Here is a 25108-nt window from a genome sequence, read left to right on the forward strand (position 1 = left end):
GCCCAGCTTTTAGCTACCGGACAGGACGCAGGGTGGAAGTCATAGCAAAGTCAGATCGTCATACAAAGGGTCTGCTGCGTCGCAGTGCGGCCTTCTGCGTTGTCGGCACGGCGGTGCTCTCCCTTTCCGGTTGCGTGTCCAGCGGCCTTGATCTTTTCAGCAGCTCGAAGGTCGATCGTTCGGTTGCGACGGGCACAGTGCCGCAGCCCGCGCCGACGAGTGACTCGATTTCCGACGAGATGACGGTCGGCAACGCCGTGACATCGGCCGACATCCAGAGACTAGAGGGACGTCCCCTTCCCTGGGCGAACGCTTCGACCGGCAGCGCCGGCGTGATCGACACAATCGTCGAGAATACCGATTCCGGCCACGTTTGCCGCCAGTTCCGTACGACGCGCCACTCCTATGTCGGAATTGCAAAATTCTATGGCAAGACCTGCTTGGTCGGCGGCGGCAACTGGCAGCTCCTGAGTTTCCAGCCGGAAAGCTAAGTGCCATGTGACGCATGCTTAGCGCGTGCTCTCACCTCTTTTGATGTTTAGCAAAAGGCTAACCATTCGGCGCAAAAGCGAGATACCCGCCACGTCGGATAAGAACTGATTAGCATCTTTTCCTGACAATCGTTCCTCATGTGCGCCAGGTTTATCCTCAGGATGAGCTCGGGCGCCGAACGAGAGGCTTCGGGGTGCCAGGGCAAGGGCAGGCACACCGCATCGGAACACCGGCGGTTTGGGACATGCGCGATCCATATAAGATTTTGGGCGTCAAGCGCGACGCGGGGCAGGACGAAATCAAAGCAGCCTGGCGCAATATGGCCAAGGCGGTTCACCCTGATCACAATCAGGGCGACCCGACGGCGAGCGCTCGCTTCGCGGAAATCGGCCGCGCCTATGAGACATTGAAGGATCCAAAGAAACGGAGCCTCTTTGACAATGCCGCCCGCATGGCCGAGGCCAAAGCCAAGGAAGGCACGATCATGCAGCAACGGCAGGCGGCTCGCGAAGCCGCCGTTCGTGCCAAGGCGGCCCAGGCCAATGCCGAGCGCGTGATGGAAGAACTTGCGCGCGCCGCGGCGCAGAAGGCTGCCGCGGACGCTTCCAAGCAGCAAAAGACAGGCACGGCGGAGCCGCCGGAAGAAGTGATCGAGCGCATCTTCGGCACTCAGGCACGCGCTTCGGCTGGTGGCGGCCGAGCCCAAGGTTTTTCCACCGGTGCTCCAAGGCGGCCTGAACCGGAGGCTGCAACCGCAGACAAACAGACGGATGCCGGCAGGACCGAGGCTGAACAGCAAGCTTCCGATGAGGCCGCCGCTCAGGCCTCTGTCGCCATGCAGCCGCTGAGCTTGCTGACGTCGCTCGTTCGCCGCTTTACCGGCGGCGGCACAGCTGCGCCCGAAAAAGCGCCGGACCAGTTCGTAACGAAGACCGTCACGGTCGATGAGGTTATCAAAGGGAGCTGGGTGACCGTCGACCTCGGTGAAGGCCGCGATGGCGGATTTGCGCTGACCGCCGGGACGACGGAAGGCCATCAGGTGCGGCTCAAGGGTCAGGGCCACAAGCTCGCCGGGATGCAGCGCGGCGATGCTGTCATCAACATCCACATTGCCCCCGACGACAACTTCACGGTCAATGGCTTCGACCTGCACACAGTACTGCCGGTGACGATCGAAAATGCCGTGCTCGGAACCGAGGCGCGGATCGAGGGACCCAATGGCCCCATCAACGTCACGGTTCCCGCGTGGTCGGGCTCTGACAGGACGATCCGAATCCCTGGTCAAGGCCTCCCGAACGCCGACGGCGGCAGGGCTGATCTCGTGGTAGAGCTGCGCATTATGTTGTGGGAAAAACCCGACGACAAAGTCACCGATTTGATGCGCAGCATGAAGAACGGGCTGTTTTTGTGAAATTTTGGTGACACGCGCACCCTTTGTTACGATCCCTAACAGTTGATGATTGCTGCCAATCTTGAACCGATTAGCAGCCTATGCCATAGGCAGGACCGATCAGAATTCCTTAGGGGGCGAAATATGGCTCAGGCAACAGGCCTCATGTCAGGCAAGCGCGGCGTCATCATGGGCGTTGCCAACAATCGTTCGATTGCGTGGGGTATTGCCAAGGCTATTCATGCACAGGGCGGCGAAATTGCCTTTACTTACCAGGGCGACGCACTGAAGAAGCGCGTGGAACCATTGGTTGCCGAAGTAAATGGCGTTCTTGCCGGACATTGCGATGTCAGCGACGAGTCGACCATCGATGCTGTCTTCGACCACGTGGAAAAGCTGTGGGGCAAGATCGACTTCATCGTTCACGCGATCGGCTTTTCGGACAAGGACGAGCTGACCGGCCGTTATGTCGACACCTCGGCTGACAACTTCAACAAGACAATGCAGATCTCCGTCTATTCCTTCACCTCGGTCGCGCGTCGCGCCGAGAAGCTGATGACGGACGGCGGCTCGATGCTGACGCTGACCTACTATGGCGCCGAAAAGGTCATGCCGAACTACAACGTCATGGGCGTTGCCAAGGCGGCATTGGAAGCGAGCGTGAAGTACCTGGCGGTTGATCTCGGACCGAAGAACATTCGCGTCAACGCCGTTTCTGCCGGACCGATCAAGACGCTTGCCGCCTCTGGCATTGGTGACTTCCGCTACATCCTGAAGTGGAACGAATACAATGCACCGCTGCGTCGTACCGTAACGATCGAAGAAGTTGGTGATGTCGGCCTGTACCTGCTCTCCGACCTCTCGCGTTCAGTTACCGGCGAAGTCCATCACGCCGACAGCGGATACCACGTCATCGGCATGAAGGCGGTGGACGCGCCCGACATTTCCGTCATAAAGGACTGATCGCACTCCTTTGCTGCGTCGTGCTCGCGACCCCTTTTTCGCGACAGCGGTTGAGGGGTTGCGCGCCTAACGGAGCCGATCTTTGCTTATCTACGTCGTCAGACACGGCCAGACAGACTGGAACGCCGAGCGTCGCCTGCAAGGGCAGAAGGATATTCCGCTCAATGCGATCGGCAGGGCGCAGGCTTGGCAGAACGGCATTGACCTCGCAGAAATCCTCAAGGTTGAGGCAATCCCCTTCGATTTCGTCGCAAGCCCACTCGCACGCACCCGCGCCACGATGGAGATCATGCGTGAGGCAATGGGTCTTCCATCGAAATCCTATCGGACCGACGAGCGACTGGTCGAGGTTTCCTTTGGCGATTGGGAAGGCTTCACGATCAAGGAATTGAAAGCGACGGTCCGGGACCGCGTCACCGAGCGCAATCTCAACAAATGGGATTTCATTCCGCCGGGAGATGATGCGGAAAGCTACGAAATCATGTCGTGGCGCGTTGCATCCTGGTTGAGTTCCGTCGACAAACCAACGGTTTGCGTGACACACGGCGGCGTCATACGCAGTCTTTTCAGGACGATTGCCGGCTTGCCAAAGGACGAGGCTGCCGAAGGTGAGATCCCACAAGACCGCATCCTGAAGATCGATCGCGACAAGGGATTGATTGGCTGGATCTAGGTCGAACTACTGAACGACGTCGAGATCGTTGATGACGCGCTTGCCGTCTACCTCGGTGTAGAAGACGATAACCTTCACACCCGCCTTCAGCCCCTCGAAATTGAACTCTTCCGGTGCCTGATAGGTTTTTCCGTCATCGAGGGTCAGGCTAAGGTTGGTCATATCGACCTTCTTGATCGTCGCCTCGACGTCCGCGCTCTCGGCAAATCCGCTGATCGGCGACAAGAAACTGGCTGTGGCCAAAAGCGTAGCTACTACGAAGCGCATGGCTGCATTCCCTCGAAAACGCGACTCGATAATCCAACTGCGCACAGATAACCTCCCGAATATGGCGAAATTTGCCCTGAAGAATGACGTGCTGCGCCAAATTGGTGAAGAGTATTTTAACAATAACGCCATCGTTTCGTTAATTGCATTTCCAGTAGGTTTCTGCGTTCAGCAAAGAGGATTTGCGGGAAATCGTAAATTAACGGCTTCTATTTAAAGTCGCCCTGAACATGGGAGACTGGGTTTTGCTATTTGGCCTTAAAGACAGCAACACGCTGCTGCGCGTCTTCAGGCATACCCGTATCGCCCTCCTAGTTTCCGGCCTCGTCGCTATTGTTGTCGTCATCGTCGGCTTCGGGCTCGACCGCGCCAATACTGCCACTCATCTGCGCGAAGTAACTATCCGAACCGATAATGAGATCAGTTTGATTCGGGCGCGGATGACTGCGCAGATCAACATGGACATCACGGTCGTACGCGACCTGGCGAACATGGTCGCGGTCAACTCGAGCGTAAACGCCGAGGAGATGGAGCGTCAGATCAACTGGCTGCTCATCCAGAACCCGCACTTCCTGAATGTCGCCATAGCGCCGAATTTCATCGTCGGCGCCGTCTATCCGCCGCAGGCCGCGGACGAACGGGTGGGTAGTGACGTCCGCGATGGTCTCTCCGCCCATCAATCGGTGACGCGCACGACAGGCGCCCAGCAAGCGCGCTTCTATGGCCCGATCACCACGACCGACGGCAAGGCGGCCTTCGCAGTCTTCTTTCCAGTCTTTGTGAAGGAGAATGGGCAACGCCGCATCTGGGGCGCCGTCGAGGTGATGGTCGACGCCGACTTGTTCTACCAGAACACCGGATTGAAGCCCGCGCGAAACAGCGAAAACCAGGAGAAATATCCGCATCTCGATCACCTCTCGATCGCAGTGCGCGACCTTGGTCTGGCGGACGGCGCGACGACGCCCTTCTTCGGCTCGCCGGATCTGCGCGACAAGCAGCCGGTGACACGCAAGATCGCCTTTGCCGGCGGACGCTGGGAGATCGCTGCCGTTCCGAAGACAGGCTGGAACGCGATCCCGGAAAACCAGTCAGAGCTTCGGCTGATCATCGCGGCAGCAGCCTGCATCACGATCATCCCGGTCTTCTTCGCGACCCTGCTGCTCGGCGAGCGCAACCGCAATATCGAGCAGCTCAAGGTGCGTGGGGCGACCTTGCTGAAGTTATCGCAACGCCTCAACCTTGCGCTGGAATCGTCGAATATCGGCATATGGGAACTGCATGATCACGGGCATACCCTGTTCTGGGACGCCCGCGCCGCTGCGCTGCACGGCAAGCCAGCTCAAGACGGCAGCCATTCGCTGGAAGACTGGCTTGCCGCGATCCTCCCCGAGGATCGACACATCGCGGAAGTACACTTCTTCCACTACAACGTCGCCGGCTCCGCATATGAGACGCAATACCGTGTTGTCGCTGAGAACGGAGTGATCCGACATCTGCGCTCGATTGGCTCCTTCTACACCGACGCGGCAGGCGACGACAAAACCATCGGCATCGTCTGGGACGTCACTGCCGACGCCGAGACAGCGGAAACCCTGCGTAAAGCGAAGGATGTCAGCGACATCAAGAATGCCGAGCTCGAAATGGCGCTGGACGAACTGTCACGGCGCGAGGCAGAGCTTTCGGAACTCTCGGGCAAGCTGGACCTGGCGCTCGACTCCTATCAGTGCGGCATCTGGGAAGCCACGCTCGGGGACGAAGGCTCGATCTGGGACGAGCGGATGCACGAGCTCTATGGGTTGAAGCCAAGAGCCGGATTCATGACCGAACCGGTTTGGCTCTCCTGCATTCTGCCGGAAGACAGGGACCTGGCCGTCGAGAGCGCGCGCCATTTCAAGCAGCTCGGCGACACGCATACCTTGATCTGCCGTGTCCCTGTCGAGGACGGCTCGATGCGCTATGTGCGTTCAACCGGCAAGGTCCATCAAACGCCGAGCGGCAAATTGAAGATTATCGGCGTTGCCTTCGACATGACCGAGGATGCGCTGATGACGGCGCAGCTCAAGGCCGCCAAGGACGAGGCGATCGCCAAGAACATCGAGCTCGAGATTGCCAAGAATCGTATCGAACACAACGCATTGCACGATCCGCTGACCGCGCTCGCCAACCGCCGCAAGCTGGATATCGCACTCGAAACATTGACGATGGATGGACGCAAGGACCGGCAGAAGTTCGCCATCCTTCATATCGACCTCGACAGGTTCAAGGAAATCAACGACACGCTCGGGCATGCCGCCGGCGACGCGATGCTGATCCACGCATCAAGGGTGCTCTCGAGCAATCTGCGCAGCGACGACCTCGTGGCGCGTATCGGTGGTGACGAATTCGTCATCCTCGCACTGAACGCCAATGACGCCGATATGTCGGCGCTCGCCGGCCGCATCATCGAACAAATGCGCCAGCCGATCGACTTCGAAGGGTTTGCCTGCCGTTGCGGCGTTTCCATCGGCATCGCGCTCGCCAATGGCGTGCACGTCGATGCCCGCAAAGTGCTGATCAACGCCGACATCGCCCTCTATCGCGCCAAGAGCCAGGGACGGAACCGCCACGAGTTCTTCACCCACAATCTGCAGGCCGACATCATCAATAACAAGCGCTTGGCAGACGAGATTCTCGCCGGCATCGAGAACGGCGAGTTCACGGCCTGGTACCAGCCGCAGTTTTCCGCGCGTACCATGCAGCTCACCGGCGTCGAGGCTCTGGTTCGCTGGCAGCATCCGTCTCGCGGGCTGTTGACGCCGGACAAGTTCCTGAAGATCGCCGACGAGATCAACGTCGTCCAGACGCTCGACCGGATCGTTCTCGACACTGCTCTGAGGGACAAGATGCGCTGGGCAGCACGGGGCGTCACCATTCCGAAGATTTCGGTCAACGTTTCGGCACGACGGCTGCATGACGAAATGCTTGCGCAATCGCTGAGCGGCCTGCAGATGCGCCCCGGCGAACTCTCCTTCGAACTGGTCGAGTCGATCTTCCTCGATGAAAGCGAGGACGTGGCCGCCCATAACCTCGAGCGGATCAAGGCGCTTGGGATCGACATCGAGATCGATGATTTCGGAACGGGTCACACGTCGATTGTCAGCCTCCTCAGGCTGAAGCCGAAGCGGCTGAAGATCGACCGGCAGCTGGTTCAGCCGATCATGAATTCGCCGCAGGAGCGCGCGCTGGTCAGCTCGATCATCGACATCGCCCGCTCGCTCGGCGTCGAAACGGTGGCCGAGGGCGTCGAAACGGCAGCGCATGCCACCCTCCTTGACGAACTCGGCTGTGACCTCCTGCAGGGCTATGCCTTCTCCCGCCCGCTGTCCTTCGAGGATTTCACGCAGATGGCGATCGAAAGCTCCTGGCGCATCGCCTCCTGAGGCCATCGTTTACAATCCGCGGAAACACCATTTCCTTTCGTTGGCGGTTTGGAGCAAAGAAAGGCTTTTGCCGCCGCGTTTTTTTGGCCTATGAGTGTCGCGCATTTTCAGATGAAGGACGCCGCCGGTGACGACCGGTTGGCGTGATCCGGTCGGGACATATGTCGCACAATACATTCGGTCATCTCTTCCGCGTAACCACCTGGGGCGAAAGCCACGGGCCAGCGCTCGGCTGCGTCGTCGACGGCTGCCCCCCCGGTCTTCGCTTCAAGCTCGAGGATATTCAGGTCTGGCTCGACAAGCGAAAGCCCGGCCAATCGCGCTTTGTGACGCAGCGCCGCGAGGCCGATCTGGTCAAGGTGCTGTCCGGAACGATGATGGACGCCGACGGCGAGACGATGATTTCGACCGGCACACCGATCTCGATGATGATCGAGAACACCGACCAGCGCTCCAAGGATTACGGCGAGATCGCGCGGCAGTATCGGCCAGGCCATGCCGACTACACCTACGATGTCAAATACGGGATCCGCGACTACCGCGGCGGTGGCCGTTCGTCGGCCCGCGAAACAGCGGCACGCGTCGCGGCTGGCGGCATCGCCCGTCTTGTTGTGCCTGAGGTCAAGGTGCGCGGGGCCTTGGTGCAGATCGGCAAGCACAAGATCAACCGCCAGAACTGGGATTGGGATCAAGTCGACCAGAATCCGTTCTTTGCACCTGATGCCGCGATCGTTCCGGTCTGGGAGGATTACCTCGACGGCATCCGCAAGAATGGCTCCTCGATCGGCGCGGTTGTTGAGGTCGTCGCCGAAGGCCTGCCGGCAGGTCTCGGCGCCCCGATCTATGGCAAGCTCGACCAGGACATCGCCTCGCTGCTGATGTCGATCAATGCGGTCAAAGGCGTCGAGATCGGCAACGGCTTCGAAGCAGCCGAGATCACCGGCGAGGAAAACGCCGACGAAATGCGCATGGGCAATGACGGCAAGCCATTGTTCCTGTCGAACAAGGCCGGCGGCATCTTAGGTGGCATCTCGACCGGCCAGCCGGTTATCGCCCGCTTCGCCATCAAGCCGACCTCATCGATCCTGACCGAGCGCCAGTCGATCGATGCCGACGGCAACAATGTCGATATCCGCACCAAGGGACGGCATGATCCGTGCGTCGGCATTCGCGCCGTGCCGATCGGCGAGGCGATGGTCGCCTGCGCCATCGCCGACCACTATCTCCGTGACCGCGGCCAGACCGGCCGGCTGAAATAGGAATACACACATGGCTTACGATCAGAAGCGCGTCGTCGATGCTATCAGGGCCTTCGAGGCCGGCGAAATCGTCGTGGTGATGGATGACAACGACCGTGAGAACGAAGGCGACCTCATCGTTGCGGCTGTTCACTGTACCTCGGAAAAGATGGCATTCATCGTGCGTCACACCTCCGGTATCGTCTGCGCGCCAATGCCGAAAGAGGAGGCCCGGCGGCTCAACCTCAATGCGATGGTTGCCGAAAACGACTCGGCCCACACGACCGCCTTCACTGTTTCCGTCGATTTCAAGCACGGTACGACAACGGGCATTTCTGCCGATGATCGGACACTGACCGTTCGCAACCTCGCCAACCCGAATGTCGGGGCGACCGACTTCGTGCGGCCGGGTCACATCTTCCCGCTGGTTTCACGCGAGGGCGGCGTGCTCATGCGTTCTGGCCACACGGAAGCTGCGGTCGACCTATGCAAGCTCGCGGGCCTTCCGCTGATTGGCGTGATCAGCGAGTTGGTAAACGATGACGGTACCGTCACCCGTGGACAGCAGGTGGTCGAATTCGCGGAAACGCATGGCCTCAAGCTGGTGTCGGTGGCCGACCTGATCGCCTACCGCCAACGCAAGGAGACGCTAATCGAACTCGGTCAGAGCTTCGACATCGAAACGCCCTTCGGCAAGGCCAAGGCACACACCTATTCGCTCCCTTGGGATACGATGCAGCACCTCGCCGTCGTTTTCGGCGACATCCGCGACGGTATCGACATTCCGGTTCGCCTGCATCCGGAGAATGTCGCCGACGACCTGTTCGGCAAACGCCGGCCGGTCGACCAATACATGAAGAAGATTACCGAGGAAGGCCGAGGCATCATCGTCTACCTGCGCGAAGGCTCCGTCGGAGTCGGTCACCATGACAGCGGTCGCAAGGCGCGCAGCCAGGGCCGAGAGGCACATGCGGAGGCCCAGGTCCGCGACAATGAATGGCTGGAAATCGGTCTCGGCGCGCAAATCCTCAAGGATCTCGGCGTTTCATCGATCCGGCTACTCACCAGCCGCGAGCGCCACTACGTCGGCCTCGAGGGCTTCGGCATCAAGATTTCGAAGACCGAGATCTACTAAGCCCGCCACCGTCCAGATAGGCGACGTTCTCGACGCCTGAGAGCTACGCCAGGCGTGCAGCTCGGCGTCGAGCCGGTCGCCGCCGCCTGCTTCACGCTCAAGCAGCGATGCGCTTGAAGCGGCCCCTGACGTTTTCGATATAATATTTTCCCGGCGATTGGGAGGTGACCATGGCGATCACCTCTGATTCCGCCACACCCTCGAACTGCCGCTCTTCGCCATTGCTCAGGCAGACGCGAAGCCGGCCATCCTCCTGGCTGAAGTAGACCGCATCGATCAGCGTCGAATTCACCGCCAACGGCTCCATCTTCGCCAGTCGTCCGGCCCGTGTGACGATGGTGGCGGCGCGCGCATCGCGCCGTTTGCGCAGCAGGGCCCTCACTTCACGGCGAAGGCTGTTCAGTGCCGCCAATGCGGCGAATTTGATGGCTCGTGTTTTCATGCAGCCAACCTACGCAGGCGGCTCTTAAGGAGTTCAAGACAAGCATGGTAAAGCGCGCATCAACATTAATTCTTTGTAATTGCGACGAAATTTCATAAAATATCCAGTATCGGCGAGCGCCGTTCAGCCTTGCCAACCACCCATTAGAACGACCTGTCCAACGCCGGTGAATTTGGCCAGTCGGTCAAGTTCGGCGAGCAGCTTTTCGATACGCCCGGCGGACGCGCGTACCCCCGGCTCCAGCCACAGACGCTTGACGTCGAGACGGCCGTTCTTGCGGTCCGCCTTCATGTCAATGCGGCCGATCAACTTGTCGCCTTCGAGCAGCGGGAAGACATAATAGCCGTATTCTCGCTTCGGCTCGGGCACGAAGACCTCGATACGGTAGAAGAAGCCAAACAGCCGTTCGGTGCGGTTGCGGTCGCGGATCATCGGATCGAAGGGACTGAGCACGCGCACACGCGGCGGCGCGTCGGGATAGTCTTGAAGGCTGGTGAGCAGATCCGGGAAGGCCCAGGAAGGCCGCGGCTTGCCGCCAAGCGCCGGCTCGATCAGGGCCTCGGTCAACTCGTCGCGATGCTCGTTGACCCAGGCCTTGGCTTCGTCCGGCGACAACAGATCCCAGAAGGCGGCGATCTCGCCATGCGTGGCAAAGCCTAATCGCGTCAGCGCGCTGCGGCAGGCCCAGTCGACGAACTCCTCATAGCTTACCTCCGGCTCGTGAAACTCGGCAGGAATGACGCGTTCGACGAGATCGTAGATCTTCTGGAAGTTGGATCGTCCGGCGATGGCGAACTTGCCGGTGCGCCAGAAATATTCCAGCGCCGTCTTGTTGGGGTGCCAGTTCCACCAGCCGCCGGAAACGTGCCCGTCCGCCTTGATCTCGCGTGCCATGATGGCGCCATCGCGCGTGACGCGTTCAAATGTCTCGTCGAAGGCATGTTCAAACCCCTCCCCTTGCCATTTGCGCCAGCGCTCGCCGATCACTTCTTCCTCATGGCGAAACTTGTGCTTCCAATATCGGAAGAAGGCACTGGGCAGGATCGAGGCGTCATGCGTCCAATGCTCGAAGAGCGAGCCTTCCTTCTCCAGAAGCGCCTTCAAGTGCTCGCGCTTGTAGGTCTGGTTGCGGGAAAACAGGATCTGGTGATGAGCCCGCTCCACCGTCTGGATGCTGTCCACCTGCACGAAGCCGAGTTCGTTGATGAGCTCCAGCAGGCCAGCCTTCGTCAGCGCCTTGTTCGGCGGCGCGCTCAGGCCCTGCTTGGCGAGGAATATGCGGCGGGCATCGGAATTCGAAATGAGATTCGTCATGTGGACATCATAGAACGGAAAATGTTCCTAGCTACCGGTAAGTCGGCACGATCATCAGGTAGGAGCGGCCGGCATTCATTGCGAGATTTTGAGCTTTCAAAGCGCGAAATTCGTTATAGAACGGCCTCTCAATTCACGAGGGACCAGGTGGATATCCGTTTCGAAGGCGCAGGGGTCAGCTATGGTGCGCGCGTCGCGCTGGCGCCCGTGACGCTGCAGCTCACAGAAAAGCGCATTGGCATTATCGGCCTCAACGGCTCGGGCAAGACGACCTTTGCGCGCCTCATCAACGGGCTGACAAAGCCGAGCGTCGGGCGGGTGATCGTCAACGGCCGCGAGACAACCGACGCCAATGCCGTCCTGACCGATGTCGGCTTCATCTTCCAGTCCCCGCAAAACCAGATCATCCTGCCCGTCGTACGCGACGATATCGCCTTCGGTCTGAAGAGCCGCGGCTACAAGCCGGCGGAGATCGCGGCGAAGGTGGAGGCGGTCCTGCAGCGCTTCAGCGCGGGCCATCTCGCCGAGCGCCGGGCGCACGAGCTTTCGGGCGGGGAGCTCCAACTCGCAGCTCTGTGCTCTGTGCTCGCGACAGGTCCAGACATTCTCATTCTGGACGAGCCGACCAACCAGTTGGACCTAAAGAATCGCCGTCTCGTACAGGGGTTGGTGGATGGCCTTCCCGAGAGCGCAATCGTCATCAGCCACGACCTGGAATTGGTCGCCGACTACGAGCGCGTTTTGGTTTTCCATGAAGGCAACCTTATTGCCGACGCACCTGCCGGAGAGGCGATCCGCCGTTACAGGGAGATCGCTAGCCGATGAAGTCGCTTTTCGTCGAAGGCAACAGCGTGATGCATCGGGTTTCGGCCCGCGCCAAGCTGCTGGTGCTTGCGGCCCTCGGCGTCGTGCTCTTCCTTACGACGAACCTGATGTTGCTTGGCTTGGGCGTGCTTGCGACGGCGGCGGTCTACTTCAGCATCGGCCTGCCGGCCCGATCCGCGCTTGCGCGGCTGAAGCCCATTTTCTTGACGATCCTCATCGTTGCCTTGTTCAGCCTTGCCTTCAATCCCTGGCATGTCGCGATCGTTGCCCTGCTGCGCCTGACGGCGTTGATGCTGTTTGCCGCTGCCGTGACGGCAACGACGACGATTGCGCAATTCATCGACGAAATTACGCTGCTTGCCCGGCCGCTCGAGCGCCTCGGACTTCTCCGGGCCGGCGATGTCGGCCTTGCTGTCGGGCTCGTTGTGCGCTTTGTTCCCGAGATTCTCGATCGTTATCGTGCCATCCGCGAGGCGCACGCGGCGCGTGGCATCAAGGTGCGACCGACAACTGTGCTCGTGCCACTGGTCATTCTGACGCTGAGGGATGCGGATAACATTGCTGCGGCAATTGACGCGCGCGGCGTTCGGCGGCATGTCAATTGAGAACTCGCTAACAGGAGCCCTGCATGAGCACTCGCGACCTCGTTCTCTCCGCCCTCTTCGCGGCTATCATCGTCGCGCTCGGCATTCTGCCGCCGATCACGCTCGGCTTCATTCCGGTGCCGATTACGGCGCAGTCGCTCGGCGTCATGATGGCCGGTGTCGTGCTCGGCGCGCGCCGCGGCACGATCGCCGTTCTCATCGTTCTCGTGCTTGTCGCCATCGGTCTGCCGGTGCTTTCCGGCGGTCGTGGCGGGCTTGCGGCCTTTGCAGCCCCAACCACCGGCTTCCTGATCGGCTGGGTGCTGGCAGCTTTCGTTACCGGTTATCTCAGCGAGCGACTGGTAAAGTCGGAGCAATCGGCGCTCGTGCAGACGGTCGGTTTCTTCCTCGCCGCCATGATCGGCGGCATAGTCGTTCTCTACGCCTGCGGCATCGTCTACCTGGCGTTCGCCGCCCAGCTTGGTCTCTCCAAGGCCTTCCTCGGCTCGATGGCGTTCATCCCCGGTGACGTGGTCAAGGCGTTTGTTGCGGCGCTTGTCGGCCGTGCCGTCATGGTCGGCTATCCCTTGCTACCAGTACGCAGCTAATCGACGAAGCCATAAAGCCAGTCGCGCGTCACTTCGGGAAGCGGGACTGGCGAACGATCTTCGCGTGAGCGCGCCTGCCAGATGATTTCGACCTCGGCGGCGCGCTCGCCGAGCGCGTCGGCTGCGATAATGAAGCCGACCGAACGAACACCGATCTTGTCGACCGAGGCGGTGAACACGACCCTCTCGTCATAGTGCAGCGGCCGGTGCAGGATGCAGGTCACCTTGCTGGCAATGTAGAGTGGTTCGTCTTGCAGCGACGGCCGCAGCGACCAGAAGGTCGCCAGCACCGATTCCGCGTGAGAAATATAGGAACCCAGAAACATCTGGCCGTTCATGTCCACATCACGAAACGGCACATTCATTTGCACAGAGCGTACAACGTCGTTCATTGATCTTTCTGCCAAATTTCCCCTCATCGAACACTAGCCCCGGGACCGGTTGAAGTAAACGGAGGTGCGCGTGACGATCGTCTCCTGCGCTTGTTGAAATCGCCGGCTCGAGCCCCATCTGCTGTGGATCATGACGGGACGGATAGATAGAGTGATCCCATGACCACCCGCCTTTACGAGCACCCGATCTTCCTGGAACACGTGACGCCCGCCGGCCACCCCGAGCGGTCCGACCGTTTGCGGGCGATCAACGTGGCTCTGGAACATCCGAACTTCGCGGGGCTTGACCGCAAGCGCGCACCACAGGCGGCAGAAGAAGCCGTGCTGCTCGCTCATCCCGAAGAACACCTGCTATCGGTGCTGCGCCAGGTGCCGGAGGAGGATGGCGAGATCAATCAGCTTGAAGCCGATACCTACGCCAGCAGAAAGAGCTTTGAGGCGGCGCTTACGGGGATCGGCGGCGCCATGGCTGCGGTCGATGACGTCTTCACCGGCAAGGCCGACAACGTCTTCGTTGCAGCGCGCCCGCCCGGCCACCATGCCGAAAAGTCAACGGCGATGGGTTTCTGTTTCTTCAACAATGCCGCGATCGCTGCCCGCCATGCGCAGAAAACACATGGCGCCGAGCGTGTGGCGATCGTCGACTGGGACGTTCATCACGGCAACGGTACGCAGGACATCTTTTGGGACGACCCTTCGGTGCTCTTCTGCTCGACGCATCAGATGCCGCTCTACCCCGGCACCGGCGCGAAGGACGAGAGCGGCAAGCACGGCACCATCGTCAACGCCCCGCTTTCCCCGAATGTCGGCAGCGACCACTTCCGCGAAGCGTTCAAGTCACGTGTGCTGCCTGCACTCGTAGATTTTCGCCCAGACCTGATCATCATCTCTGCCGGCTTCGATGCGCATCACCGCGATCCCCTGGCGCAGATCAATCTCGTCGGCGAGGATTTCGACTGGGCGACCGGGCGATTGCTCGAGGTCGCCGACAAAAGTGCAGGAAACCGGGTCGTCAGCCTGCTGGAAGGTGGCTATGATCTCGAAGGCCTCGCCGAATCGGCCGGCCTGCATATTCTCAGAATGATGAAGGGTTGAGTATGACTGACAGCGCCAAGCCGGAGGTTTCCGGTCTTTCCTTCGAGAAGGCCGTGGCAGAACTCGAAAGCATCGTGGCCCGCCTGGAACGCGGCGACGTGGCGCTGGACGAATCTATCGAGATCTACGAGCGTGGCGAAGCGCTGAAGAAGCATTGCGAAACGCTGCTTTCCGCTGCCGAAAACCGCATCGAAAAGATCCGTCTCGACCGATCGGGCAAGCCGCAGGGCGTGGAGCCGCTGGACGGCGCATAAACAAACCCCACTGAAATCGTCACATCCTGAACGGAGCGTCGCCTTTCGAGCGACAAGTTTTCCTAGTCCGTCATCATCAATCGGGCTAGCGTAGAACCAACGCTCATCGGAGACCTGCGATGTCCTTCTTCCCCGGTAAAGACCCCCTGCCCGGCGATGCCTTCGCCTGCGACGCGATCGAGAACCTCATCATCCCGCGCACCAGTGATCTCGGTGGGTTCCAGGTACGCCGAGCGCTCCCGACCCGAGAGCGGCGGCTCGTCGGGCCGTTCATCTTCTTCGACCGCATGGGGCCGGCAATCCTGAAGCCGAACGAAGCTCTGGATGTTCGGCCACATCCACATATCGGGCTGTCCACGGTCACCTACCTGTTCGACGGCGAAATCCGCCACCTCGACAGCCTTGGCACCGAGAAGGTCATCCGGCCCGGCGACATCAACCTGATGACGGCTGGACGCGGCATCGTCCATTCCGAGCGCACGCCTGACAATCTGCGCGGCCATCCACTGCTGATGTCGGGCCTGCAGACCTGGCTGGCGCTGCCCGATGATAAGGAGGAGATCGATCCCTCCTTTGCGCACACCGAAAAGACCGACATGCCTGTCATCGACGAGCGTGGCATGCGCGGGCGCGTCGTGATCGGGTCGTTCGAGGGGATGAAATCTCCGGTCAAGGTGTTCTCGGACACGCTTTATGTCGACATCAGTCTCGAACGCGGCGTCAAGTTCCCTTTTGCCGCTGATCACGAGGAGCGCGCAGCTTACGTGCTCTCAGGCGAAGTGGTGATATCGGGCGATACGTTTGCCGCCGACCAGCTGCTCGTCTTCCGTCCCGGCGACCAGATCGCGCTCGAGGCGGGCACCCAGGGCTGTCATCTCATGCTGTTCGGCGGAGCGGCGCTGAACTCGAAACGCTACATCTGGTGGAACTTCGTTTCCTCCTCGAAGGAGCGCATCGAAAAGGCGAAGGAAGAGTGGCGGACTGGCAAGTTCGACATCGTTCCGGGGGATGAAGAAGAATTCATACCTTTGCCGGAGGGCTGATCTCCTTTAGAAAGGAGGTACAGCCGTTCTTGAAATCGACTTTTTTCACCGCAATTTATGGCTTAAAGGCATCCCGCCCAAGAAAGACAAGAAAGAGCGCCCACCCGTGACACAACCGCCGAAGACGCCGCTGCTGGACAAGGTTACCTATCCGGCCGACCTCCGAAAGCTGGAGGATCGCGACCTGCCGCAGCTTGCGCGCGAGGTTCGCGACGAGATGATCGATGCGGTGTCGAAGACCGGTGGGCATCTGGGCGCCGGCCTCGGCGTTGTCGAACTGACGATCGCCATCCACAACGTGTTCAACACGCCTGATGATCGGCTGATCTTCGACGTCGGGCATCAGTGCTATCCACACAAGATCCTTACCGGTCGTCGTGACCGGATCCGTACGCTGCGCCAGGAGAATGGCCTTTCCGGCTTCACGCGTCGCGCCGAAAGCGAATACGACCCCTTTGGCGCCGCGCACTCTTCCACATCTATTTCAGCCGGTCTCGGCATGGCGGTTGCCTCCGACCTCGACAAGACCGACCGCCGTGTCATCGCCGTCATCGGCGACGGCGCGATGTCGGCAGGCATGGCCTATGAAGCCCTGAACAATGCCGGCGCACTCGACGCCCGGCTGATCGTCATCCTCAACGACAACGACATGTCGATCGCGCCGCCAACCGGCGCGATGAGCGCCTATCTCGCGCGTCTTGCATCCGGGCGCACCTACATGGGCTTCCGCGATTTCGGCAAGAAGCTGACGGCCTATCTCGGCAAGAATGTCGACCGCGCCATCACCCGCGCCGTCGAGCATGCACGGGGCTATGTGACCGGCGGGACCATGTTCGAGGAGATGGGTTTCTACCACATCGGCCCGATCGACGGTCACTCCTTCGAGCACCTGTTGCCGGTGCTGCGCAATGTGCGCGACCACGCCAACGGCCCGGTGCTGATTCATGTCGTGACGCAGAAGGGCAAGGGCTATGCGCCCGCCGAAGCTGCGGCTGACAAGTATCACGGCGTCAACAAGTTCGATGTCATCACCGGCGCGCAGGCGAAGGTGAAGCCAAATGCGCCAAGCTACACGAGCGTCTTCGCCGAAGCGCTGGTGCAGGAAGCGGAACTCGACGACAAGATCGTCGGCATCACCGCCGCCATGCCGAATGGTACTGGCCTCGACAAGCTCGCCAGCATCTTCCCGTCGCGTTGCTTCGATGTCGGCATTGCCGAGCAGCATGCGGTGACCTTCGCGGCCGGCCTTGCCGCCGAGGGCTTCAAGCCGTTTGCCGCGCTTTACTCGACTTTCCTGCAGCGTGCTTACGACCAGGTTGTCCACGATGTCGCGATCCAGGGCCTGCCGGTTCGCTTCCCGATCGATCGCGCCGGTTTCGTCGGCGCCGATGGTCCGACGCATGCAGGCTCGTTCGATACGGCATTCCTGGCCACCCTGCCCGGCTTCGTCGTCATGGCAGCGTCAGATGAGGCCGAACTGAAGCATATGGTGCGGACCGCCGCAGCTTATGATGCCGGTCCGATCTCGTTCCGCTATCCGCGCGGCGAAGGCGTCGGCATCGAAATGCCCGTTCGCGGCGAGATCCTGCAGATCGGCAAGGGCCGCGTCGTCAAGGAAGGTGCCAAGGTGGCGCTGCTGTCCTTCGGCACCCGCCTGGCTGACTGTCTGCTTGCGGCCGAGGATCTCGATGCAGCCGGTCTTTCGACCACGGTTGCCGATGCGCGCTTTGCCAAGCCGCTGGATCACGACCTGATCCGGCAGCTTGCCCGTCACCACGAAATCCTGATCACCGTCGAGGAAGGCTCCGTCGGCGGCTTCGGCAGCCAGGTCATGCAGTTCCTGGCGGCGGATGGCCTGCTCGACAACGGCCTGAAGATCCGGTCACTTGTGATGCCTGACCTCTGGATGGAACAGGCCAAGCCTGAGGTGATGAACGCCCATGCCGGTCTCGACCGCGCCGGGATCGTTTCAACCGTCTTCCGGGTGCTCGGACGCCCCGCAGCTTTTGACGTCGGCGCCGCCGGCTAATCCGGCGTCGTCATCAAGCGGAGAAGCGAGAAGCTCGCACTGCACTTCGACTTTTCTTGCGACTAGTCCGGAGAATTGAAGACAGCTTCGATATGGTGGCCATCCGGGTCCACCACGAAGGCCGCGAAGTAATACGGTCCATAGTGGGCACGAAGACCAGGCGGCCCGTTATCAATGCCACCATGTGCGATGGCCGCCTCATGAAAGTCGGCGACGGCTCGCCGGCTCGTGGAAGCGAAGGCTAGATGAAAGCCGCGGCCAGGGGAGTTCTGTCCCTCCGGGCTCAATTTGATCGCAAATTTATCGCCGCCGCCCGCAATTCCATAGCCGACGGCCTGATCAGCTTCTCCGGGCCTCAGATCCTCCCAAACGCGAATGTAGCCGAGAGGCGCAAGAGCGGCGTCATAGAAGGCGGCTGAACGTTCGATGTTTGAGACGCCGAAAGAGATGTGATGAAGCATGTATTCGCAATCTCCTATGGCGGGGGATGCCTCGTCGCACCGTAGAACAAGCCTCCGTTTAAACCTACGAAATATCTTCGGAAACGAAAAACGCTCGCAGTGGCTTGCTGCGAGCGGTTCACTTTTCTCCCCGGTACCGATTTCCGCATTCCAGTAAGTGGCTATCCGGAAACGGAGCTCTTCCTTTTCTTCAGGCTCAGAATTCCGTCCAGTCTTCCTGAACAGCAGCAGCCGTTACAGCCCTGCCGCCACCGAAGGCCTTGGCGACCGTGCGGGTCAGCGCGCGGGCGGGCGATGCGACCGGGCGTGACGCTGGGCTGGCAACCGCTGCCCTTGGTGCCTCGGCGCGGGCATGGCCGAGATTGAACTGGCCGAGCAGATCGTCGAGAGCAGCTGCCTCCTGCGCCAGCGAGTGGCTGGCTGCGGTCTGCTCCTCAACCATGGCGGCATTCTGCTGCGTACCCTGATCCATGTTGTTGACGGCCGTGTTGATCTCCTGCAGGCCGACCGACTGCTCGCGCGTTGCGGTGACGATGGCGCTAACGTGCTTGTTGATCTCCTGCACGGCGCCGACGATCTCTGAGAGAGCCTTGCCGGTTTCATCGACGAGCGAGACGCCTGAATTGACCTGCGTGCCCGAGGTGTTGATCAGCGACTTGATCTCCTTGGCAGCATTCGCGGAGCGCTGGGCGAGCTCGCGCACTTCCTGCGCGACGACTGCAAAGCCCTTGCCTGCTTCGCCCGCACGCGCGGCCTCGACGCCGGCGTTCAAGGCGAGAAGGTTGGTCTGGAACGCGATATCATCGATCACGCCGATGATATTGCTGATCGCGTCAGACGACTTCTCGATTTCCTGCATGGCGGCGACAGCCTTGCGGACGACATCGCCGGACTTTTCGGCACCGAGGCGCGTACGCTCGACCAGCTGGCCGACATCCTCGGCGCGCTTGGCGGAGTCGCGAACGGTGGTGGTGACTTCCTCGAGCGCTGCTGCGGTTTCCTCGACGGCCGCGGCCTGCTGCTCGGTGCGGCGGGCGAGATCATCGGCAGCGGAGCGGATTTCGCCTGCACCGGCATTGATAGCCGACGCGTTGCGGCCAACCGACTGAAGGGCAGCCTGAAGCTTTTCGACGGCGTTGTTGAAGTCGTTGCGGAGACGGTCGAACTGCGACGCGAAGGGCGTCGTGATGCGGACGGCGACATTGCCGTTGGCGAGGTCGGACAGACCGCCGGCGAGGCCTTCGATGGCGAAGCGGAGTTCCGCTTCCTCGCGCGCCTTCTGCTCGTCGCTCATCTGGCGCTGGCGCTCGGCATCGCTGCGCATGCGATCGGTTTCGCCCGAAAGGCGCAACTTCTCGATCGCGGCATCCTTGAAGACGAGAACCGACTGGGCCATCCGGCCGACTTCGTCCTGACGGTCGAGCGCCGGAACGTCGATGTCGTGCTGGCCACCGGCCAGACGGCCCATGGCAGACGTCATGCCGACGATCGGTCGAACGATGCTGCGCGACAGCATCCACGCAAGCAGGACGGCAGCAGCGGCAGCGGCGATGCCGCCGGTGAACAGGCTGATGTTCAGCGCGCGGCTGGCCTGAGCCTTGCTTTCGGCAAGCACATTCGACTCGTCGCGGGCTGCGGCCTTGATCTTGGCGGAGGCCTGGCGGAAGCCGTCGAGCTGGCCCTTGGTCTCGTTGACGCCGATCTTGACGATCTGGTCGATCGGCATGTCGGTTTCCTTGCGAGCCTTCGACTGCGGCTCGGCAAGCTGATGGAAATAGAGATCGGCGGCCTTCTGCATGGCGTCGATCTGCGCGACGAAATCACTGTTGCCGGCAGCGGTCGTCCTCGCCGCATCGATCGCCTTCAGCATGCGCTCACGGTTCGCGAAAATATCGCCATAGGTGCTGTCGCTGCGAAACAGCAGGAAGCCGCGCAGATTGACGGCCTGCTCAAGCATAGCCTGAAGAGCATCGTCGATCTGGTTGACGAGCAGCTCGGACTTCTTCTGGTGTACGGCAGCTTCGGCAACGACATCCGCCTTGAAGTAAACAAAGCTGGAAACGGACAGAAAGATAAGGATCAGCGCGGCGAAAGTCGCGGCGAGCTTACCGTTCAGGGACATATTCTTGGCCAACATCAGTCAATCTCTCTTGAAGCGCACAGGCATGGCAAAGCCACGGCATACGAAGGCATGCCTTTGGGAAATTCGGCGAACATGATCGGCAGATCGGATTGAGGGCCATCATGGCAAAAGCGGCCACGAGCCGCTGCAATCAGCCGAACCATAGGCGGCAAGGCTTTCGATTTATTTAAAAATTTGTGCGGCGCAGCACGTCACGGAGCGACGCCGGTTCGTCCTGCGGTTTCGGCGATCTCAACAAAAGGCTTGCAACGAATGGCTTTGCCGGTCATGGACAGCGCCATGCCCGATCAAGATACACAACGCCTGGACCAGTTGCTGGTCAGCCTCGGCCTTTTCGCCAGCCGCTCCCGTGCACGGGATGCGGTGCAACGCGGCACCGTGAAAATCGACGGCAAGGTGGTGACGAAAGCCGGTGCGCTATTCGCCGATGATGCCGTCATCGAGATCGATGACCCGGCGCAGGACTATGTCTCGCGCGCGGCCCTGAAGCTCGCCGCTGCACTCGAGCACTTCAAGCTCTATCCTTCGGGGCACCGTTGCCTCGATGTCGGCGCGTCGACGGGTGGTTTTACCGAGGTCCTGCTGCAACGCGGCGCAACTGATGTCACGGCGATCGATGTCGGCCACGGGCAGATGCATCCGCGTATCTCCGGCGATCCTCGCGTGACCAATATCGAGGGCCTGAATGCACGCAATTTGACGGAAGATGACATCGGACACGCGATCACCTTCATTGTGTCAGACGTCTCCTTCATCTCGCTGAAGCTGGCGCTCGCGCCGGCGCTTGATCTTGCCGGGACGGGAGCGGTTGCCGTTCTCCTCGTCAAGCCACAGTTCGAAGCCGGCCGCGACGCGATCGGAAAGGGCGGACTGCTCAAGGATCCGTCGTCGGCGCCTGATGTCGCGGCTGAACTGGAGCGCTGGTTCGTCGAGGATATGGGCTGGACGAGCCTCGGCCTCATCCCCTCCCCGATCGCCGGCGGCGACGGAAACCAGGAATATCTACTCGCAGGAACGAAACCTTGAGCACGCAAACTGTTACGATCGAAAAGCTCGGCGCCCAAGGCGACGGCATCGTGCACGCGGATGGCGGCCCGGTCTATGTGCCGTTCACCCTTCCGGGCGAGACGGTCGCCATCGCGCGGGTCAAGAGCCAGGGCACGCTGATCTCGATCACCACGCCATCCCCGGAGCGCCAGGATCCTCTCTGCCGGCATTTCGGGCCCGATGGCGTCAACGGCACCTGCGGCGGCTGCAGCCTGCAGCACATGAACGATGCGGCCTACCGCAGCTTCAAGCGCCAACTGGTCGTTGATGCGTTGAAATCGAAGGGGCTGGCGCCTGAGGTCGGTGACCTCATTGCCGCTCATCCAGGCGAACGGCGGCGCGTTGTGTTTGCCGCACGGCGGACAGAGAAGGACATGCTCATCGGCTTCAATCAGGCCGAGAGCCACCACATCGTCGCCATCGAGGAATGTCCCATCTCGTCGGCGGGCATCACGGCCAGGCTGCCGGCGATCAAGGCGATTGGGGCGGCACTGGCCAACAGCGCCGAGGCATTCCGCATCACCGTATTGGAGACCCTGTCGGGCCTCGATCTTGCCGCCGACGGTATCAAGAAACTATCCGACCAGCAGCGTCGCAAGGCGATCGAGACCGTGCTTTCCATGCGCGGCATCGCCCGCGTTTCGCTGAATGGCGAAATCCTCGTCGAGCCAACGAAGCCGGTTGTCGATTTCGGCGGCGTCAACGTCGTGCCGCCGCCCGGCAGCTTCACGCAGGCGACCAAGCCCGCGGAAGAAGCGATGGCCGAACTGGTTGTCGCGCATGTCGGCAAGGCGAAACGGATCGCCGATCTCTTCGCCGGCGCCGGCACGTTTTCGCTCCGCCTTGCCCGTGTCGGCCGCGTGCATGCAGTCGAGAGCGAGGACAAGCCACTGGCGGCACTCGATCATGCCGCCCGCAACACGCAGGGCCTGAAGCCCGTCAGTGTCGAAAGGCGAGACCTTTTCCGTCGACCGCTGATGACAGCCGAACTGAAGGCTTACGACGCGGTGGTGTTCGACCCGCCGCGCGCCGGCGCCGAGTTCCAGTGCAAGGAATTGGCGCGTTCGGCGGTCAAGAAAGTGGTCGCCGTCAGCTGCAATCCGCTGACGCTTGCCCGCGACCTCGCGTTGCTCGTCGAGGGCGGCTATCGCATCACCAGCGTGACGCCGATCGACCAGTTCCTGTGGACGCCGCATGTCGAGGTCGTGGCGACGCTGGAGAAGTAACCGCAACAAAAAACGCCCGCGACCAGCGGGCGTTCTCGACTGTACCGTATCCGCGTCGATCAGGCGGCGTAGCGGCCCGATGATCCCGTGCCGTAGGATGCGGCCTGCAGGTTGAACTGGCTGAGAAGCTGCATCAGCTTTGCCGCCTCCTGAGCCAGTCCGTGACTTGCCGCCGTCTGCTCCTCGACCATCGCTGCATTCTGCTGCGTGCCCTGGTCCATCGTATTGACGGCCGTGTTGATCTCGGCCAGCCCGGTCGACTGCTCGCGGGTTGCGGTCACGATCGCATCGACGTGGCGGCTGATCTCCTGCACCTGACCTACAATGGCTTCCAACGCCTTGCCGGTGTCGCCGACGAGGGTGACGCCGGAGCGGACCTGGCTGTTCGAGGCGGTGATCAGGCTTTCGATTTCCTTCGCGGCCTGGGCCGAGCGTTGCGCCAGCTCACGGACTTCCTGAGCGACGACGGCAAAGCCCTTGCCGGCTTCACCGGCGCGGGCGGCCTCGACGCCGGCGTTCAAAGCCAGCAGGTTGGTCTGGAAGGCGATATCGTCGATCACGCCGATGATGTTTGCGATCTTCTGCGAAGACTGCTCGATCTCGGTCATTGCCGAAACCGCCTTGCGAACGATGTTGCCGGATTCTTCAGCGCCATTACGGGTGCGGCTCACCAGCGTACCGGCTTCCTCGGCGCGACGCGCGGTATCCTTGACCGTGGTGGTGATCTCTTCCAGCGCGGCTGCGGTTTCCTCGATCGAGGCGGCCTGCTGCTCGGTGCGGCGGGCAAGACCGTCGGCCGCGGTGCGGATTTCTCCGGCACCCGCGTCGATCGCGTGCGCGTTGTCGCCAACTTCCTGCAAGACGGCGCGCAGCTTGGCGACGGAAGCGTTGAAATCGCTGCGCAGCCGATCGAGGTGATCGGCAAACGGTGTCTCGATCGTGCGCGTCAGGTCGCCTTCCGAGAGAGCGCCCAATGCATCCGCAAGAGCTGCGACGGCCTGCTGGATCTCGGCGGCTTCGCGGGCCTTCGAGGCTTCGTTGCGCGAGCGCTCCTGCTGCGCCTGTTCGCGGTTGTGCTCGGCATTGCGCTCGAGATCGAGACGCGCGAAGGAGTTGTCGCGGAAGACGGCGACGGCTGCGGCCATGTCGCCGATCTCATCCTTGCGACCGGCGTACGGGACGGCAGCGTCGAGCTCGCCATCGGCGAGACGGGCCATGCGAACGGCAATCGTCGAGATCGGCTGCGAGATACGCTTCCATGCGAGGAAGGCGGCAGCGACGGCGACGGCCAGGGCGACGGCCAGCCCGCCGACGATCGACAGGATGCCTGCACTGTAGTTGCCTGATGCGGCCGAGAGCGCCGCATCGGTCGACTGCCGGTCCTTGGCCAGCATTCCATCGACGAGGGTCTGGATATTGTTGGCGGACATCGAAAGTTCGCCGCGATAGATGCTGTTCGCCAGGCTGCGCTTGTTGTCGAGCGCGAGCGCAATGATCTTGTCGGCAAGTGCTGCGTCGTTGGCGAGCGCCTTCTGCAGGCGGCCAAAGTTCTGGCTCATGTAGTCGCTCTTCGGCTGCTTGTCGAAGGCTTCGATCGCGGTGTTGAGACGCTGGCGACGGGTCTTGAGTGTCGTCTCGGCGTTGCGGAAGTCCGTCTTGCCTGTCGCGAGCAGATAGTCGGCATAGCTGCGGCGCACGTCGTTCAAGGTGGTGACGATCGCATAGAGCCGCTCGGTGTTCGGAATGTTCTGCGCGCCGATCTGCCGGGTGTTGGCTTCCAGATTGGTCAGCGAGAAGGCCGCGATCGCACCTTGCACCAGCGCAATGACAACGAGAGACAGGAAGAGAAGCGGAAGGAGCGTTTTGATCTTCAGTTTGGACATGCGGCTATCTCATGCGACGGAGGACATGGCACGGCCGATCGCATGGATCGCCGGTGCACTTTCGTCCCGATGGTTGTTGCGGAGGGTATCCGGACGATGTCCGGCCTGCGTCATGCATTGCATGTCACTAAAGACGAACATCCGTAAAATTTGATTAAAAGTACTATTTTTCAAGCAACCGGAGA

The 25108-nt window shown here is 61.1% G+C and carries 23 protein-coding genes; 16 read left to right on the forward strand and 7 right to left on the reverse strand.

The features are described 5' to 3' along the window. Positions 1-32: 32 nt before the first annotated feature. The 4 genes from FHT77_RS02695 to FHT77_RS02710 all read left to right on the forward strand — a co-directional run bounded on the left by FHT77_RS02695 (position 33) and on the right by FHT77_RS02710 (position 3518). The gene (locus tag FHT77_RS02695) at positions 33-491 is read left to right on the forward strand and encodes an RT0821/Lpp0805 family surface protein (RefSeq protein WP_016552996.1); all 459 of its coding nucleotides are present in this window, start codon (positions 33-35) and stop codon (positions 489-491) included. 245 nt (positions 492-736) lie between these two features. Next, positions 737-1903, forward strand: coding sequence for a DnaJ C-terminal domain-containing protein (locus FHT77_RS02700; RefSeq protein WP_183752270.1), 1167 nt, complete (start codon positions 737-739; stop codon positions 1901-1903). A 123-nt stretch (positions 1904-2026) separates the two neighbouring features. After that, positions 2027-2845 carry an enoyl-ACP reductase FabI gene (gene fabI, locus FHT77_RS02705; RefSeq protein WP_016552994.1) on the forward strand — a complete coding sequence of 273 codons (819 nt, stop codon included), beginning with the start codon at positions 2027-2029 and terminating at the stop codon, positions 2843-2845. Between the two features lie 82 nt (positions 2846-2927). Then, positions 2928-3518: a histidine phosphatase family protein gene (locus FHT77_RS02710; RefSeq protein WP_183752272.1), complete on the forward strand. Its 591-nt coding sequence runs from the start codon at positions 2928-2930 to the stop codon at positions 3516-3518. A 6-nt stretch (positions 3519-3524) separates the two neighbouring features. Here the strand turns inward: FHT77_RS02710 and FHT77_RS02715 are convergent, their stop codons facing one another. Next, positions 3525-3785, reverse strand: coding sequence for a DUF1344 domain-containing protein (locus tag FHT77_RS02715; protein WP_016552992.1), 261 nt, complete (start codon positions 3783-3785; stop codon positions 3525-3527). Between the two features lie 245 nt (positions 3786-4030). Here FHT77_RS02715 and FHT77_RS02720 point away from each other — a divergent pair, with 245 nt between their 5' ends. From FHT77_RS02720 to ribB, 3 genes are all read left to right on the forward strand, one after another. Beyond that, positions 4031-7204, forward strand: coding sequence for an EAL domain-containing protein (locus FHT77_RS02720; protein WP_183752274.1), 3174 nt, complete (start codon positions 4031-4033; stop codon positions 7202-7204). 161 nt (positions 7205-7365) lie between these two features. Further along, complete coding sequence (gene aroC / locus FHT77_RS02725) at positions 7366-8463, forward strand: chorismate synthase (RefSeq protein ID WP_183752276.1); 1098 nt, start codon at positions 7366-7368, stop codon at positions 8461-8463. Positions 8464-8473: 10 nt separating this feature from the next. Next, on the forward strand, positions 8474-9577 hold the full coding sequence (gene ribB / locus FHT77_RS02730) for a 3,4-dihydroxy-2-butanone-4-phosphate synthase (protein ID WP_183752277.1): 1104 nt from the start codon (positions 8474-8476) through the stop codon (positions 9575-9577). Positions 9578-9674: 97 nt separating this feature from the next. On the opposite strand, the gene FHT77_RS32175 is transcribed toward ribB, so the two are convergent. Together FHT77_RS32175 and FHT77_RS02740 are read right to left on the reverse strand one after the other, a co-directional pair. Further along, entirely contained in the window at positions 9675-10019 is a 345-nt protein-coding gene (locus FHT77_RS32175; RefSeq protein ID WP_246712549.1) for a KTSC domain-containing protein, read from the reverse strand. 123 nt (positions 10020-10142) lie between these two features. Beyond that, complete coding sequence (locus FHT77_RS02740; RefSeq protein ID WP_183752279.1) at positions 10143-11333, reverse strand: winged helix-turn-helix domain-containing protein; 1191 nt, start codon at positions 11331-11333, stop codon at positions 10143-10145. Positions 11334-11480: 147 nt separating this feature from the next. Between FHT77_RS02740 and FHT77_RS02745 the strand changes: the two genes are divergently transcribed. From FHT77_RS02745 to FHT77_RS02755, 3 genes are read left to right on the forward strand one after another with little or no spacing between them, the layout of a single operon-like run. Further along, positions 11481-12158 carry an energy-coupling factor ABC transporter ATP-binding protein gene (locus FHT77_RS02745; RefSeq protein WP_183752281.1) on the forward strand — a complete coding sequence of 226 codons (678 nt, stop codon included), beginning with the start codon at positions 11481-11483 and terminating at the stop codon, positions 12156-12158. After that, positions 12155-12763 carry an energy-coupling factor transporter transmembrane component T family protein gene (locus FHT77_RS02750; RefSeq protein WP_183752283.1) on the forward strand — a complete coding sequence of 203 codons (609 nt, stop codon included), beginning with the start codon at positions 12155-12157 and terminating at the stop codon, positions 12761-12763. Before FHT77_RS02745 ends, FHT77_RS02750 begins: the two co-directional genes overlap by 4 nt. 23 nt (positions 12764-12786) lie before the next feature. After that, on the forward strand, positions 12787-13350 hold the full coding sequence (locus tag FHT77_RS02755; RefSeq protein ID WP_016552984.1) for a biotin transporter BioY: 564 nt from the start codon (positions 12787-12789) through the stop codon (positions 13348-13350). Here the strand turns inward: FHT77_RS02755 and FHT77_RS02760 are convergent. Continuing rightward, on the reverse strand, positions 13347-13742 hold the full coding sequence (locus tag FHT77_RS02760) for a thioesterase family protein (protein ID WP_183752285.1): 396 nt from the start codon (positions 13740-13742) through the stop codon (positions 13347-13349). The two genes, FHT77_RS02755 and FHT77_RS02760, sit on opposite strands and share 4 nt — an antisense overlap. Before the next feature lie 159 nt (positions 13743-13901). Here FHT77_RS02760 and FHT77_RS02765 point away from each other — a divergent pair, with 159 nt between their 5' ends. The 4 genes from FHT77_RS02765 to dxs all read left to right on the forward strand — a co-directional run bounded on the left by FHT77_RS02765 (position 13902) and on the right by dxs (position 18163). Next, positions 13902-14837 (forward strand): histone deacetylase family protein, encoded by a 936-nt coding sequence (locus FHT77_RS02765; RefSeq protein WP_183752287.1) that lies wholly within the window; start codon positions 13902-13904, stop codon positions 14835-14837. 2 nt (positions 14838-14839) lie between these two features. After that, entirely contained in the window at positions 14840-15091 is a 252-nt protein-coding gene (locus tag FHT77_RS02770) for an exodeoxyribonuclease VII small subunit (RefSeq protein ID WP_025582353.1), read from the forward strand. A 119-nt stretch (positions 15092-15210) separates the two neighbouring features. Next, entirely contained in the window at positions 15211-16134 is a 924-nt protein-coding gene (locus FHT77_RS02775) for a pirin family protein (protein WP_183752289.1), read from the forward strand. Between the two features lie 106 nt (positions 16135-16240). Beyond that, the gene (gene dxs, locus FHT77_RS02780) at positions 16241-18163 is read left to right on the forward strand and encodes a 1-deoxy-D-xylulose-5-phosphate synthase (RefSeq protein WP_183752291.1); all 1923 of its coding nucleotides are present in this window, start codon (positions 16241-16243) and stop codon (positions 18161-18163) included. A 62-nt stretch (positions 18164-18225) separates the two neighbouring features. Here dxs and FHT77_RS02785 read toward each other — a convergent pair whose 3' ends face one another. Together FHT77_RS02785 and FHT77_RS02790 are read right to left on the reverse strand one after the other, a co-directional pair. Then, the gene (locus FHT77_RS02785; RefSeq protein WP_183752293.1) at positions 18226-18624 is read right to left on the reverse strand and encodes a VOC family protein; all 399 of its coding nucleotides are present in this window, start codon (positions 18622-18624) and stop codon (positions 18226-18228) included. A 196-nt stretch (positions 18625-18820) separates the two neighbouring features. Then, on the reverse strand, positions 18821-20761 hold the full coding sequence (locus tag FHT77_RS02790) for a methyl-accepting chemotaxis protein (protein WP_183752295.1): 1941 nt from the start codon (positions 20759-20761) through the stop codon (positions 18821-18823). Positions 20762-21046: 285 nt separating this feature from the next. Here FHT77_RS02790 and FHT77_RS02795 point away from each other — a divergent pair, with 285 nt between their 5' ends. Together FHT77_RS02795 and FHT77_RS02800 are read left to right on the forward strand one after the other, a co-directional pair. Then, positions 21047-21793 (forward strand): TlyA family RNA methyltransferase, encoded by a 747-nt coding sequence (locus FHT77_RS02795; RefSeq protein ID WP_183752297.1) that lies wholly within the window; start codon positions 21047-21049, stop codon positions 21791-21793. Beyond that, the gene (locus FHT77_RS02800; RefSeq protein WP_183752299.1) at positions 21790-23040 is read left to right on the forward strand and encodes a class I SAM-dependent RNA methyltransferase; all 1251 of its coding nucleotides are present in this window, start codon (positions 21790-21792) and stop codon (positions 23038-23040) included. Before FHT77_RS02795 ends, FHT77_RS02800 begins: the two co-directional genes overlap by 4 nt. 59 nt (positions 23041-23099) lie before the next feature. Here FHT77_RS02800 and FHT77_RS02805 read toward each other — a convergent pair whose 3' ends face one another. Beyond that, positions 23100-24923 (reverse strand): methyl-accepting chemotaxis protein, encoded by a 1824-nt coding sequence (locus tag FHT77_RS02805; protein ID WP_183752301.1) that lies wholly within the window; start codon positions 24921-24923, stop codon positions 23100-23102. Between the last annotated feature and the right edge of the window lie 185 nt (positions 24924-25108).

It is taken from the genome of Rhizobium sp. BK181, assembly GCF_014193305.1.
Taxonomy (GTDB): domain Bacteria; phylum Pseudomonadota; class Alphaproteobacteria; order Rhizobiales; family Rhizobiaceae; genus Rhizobium.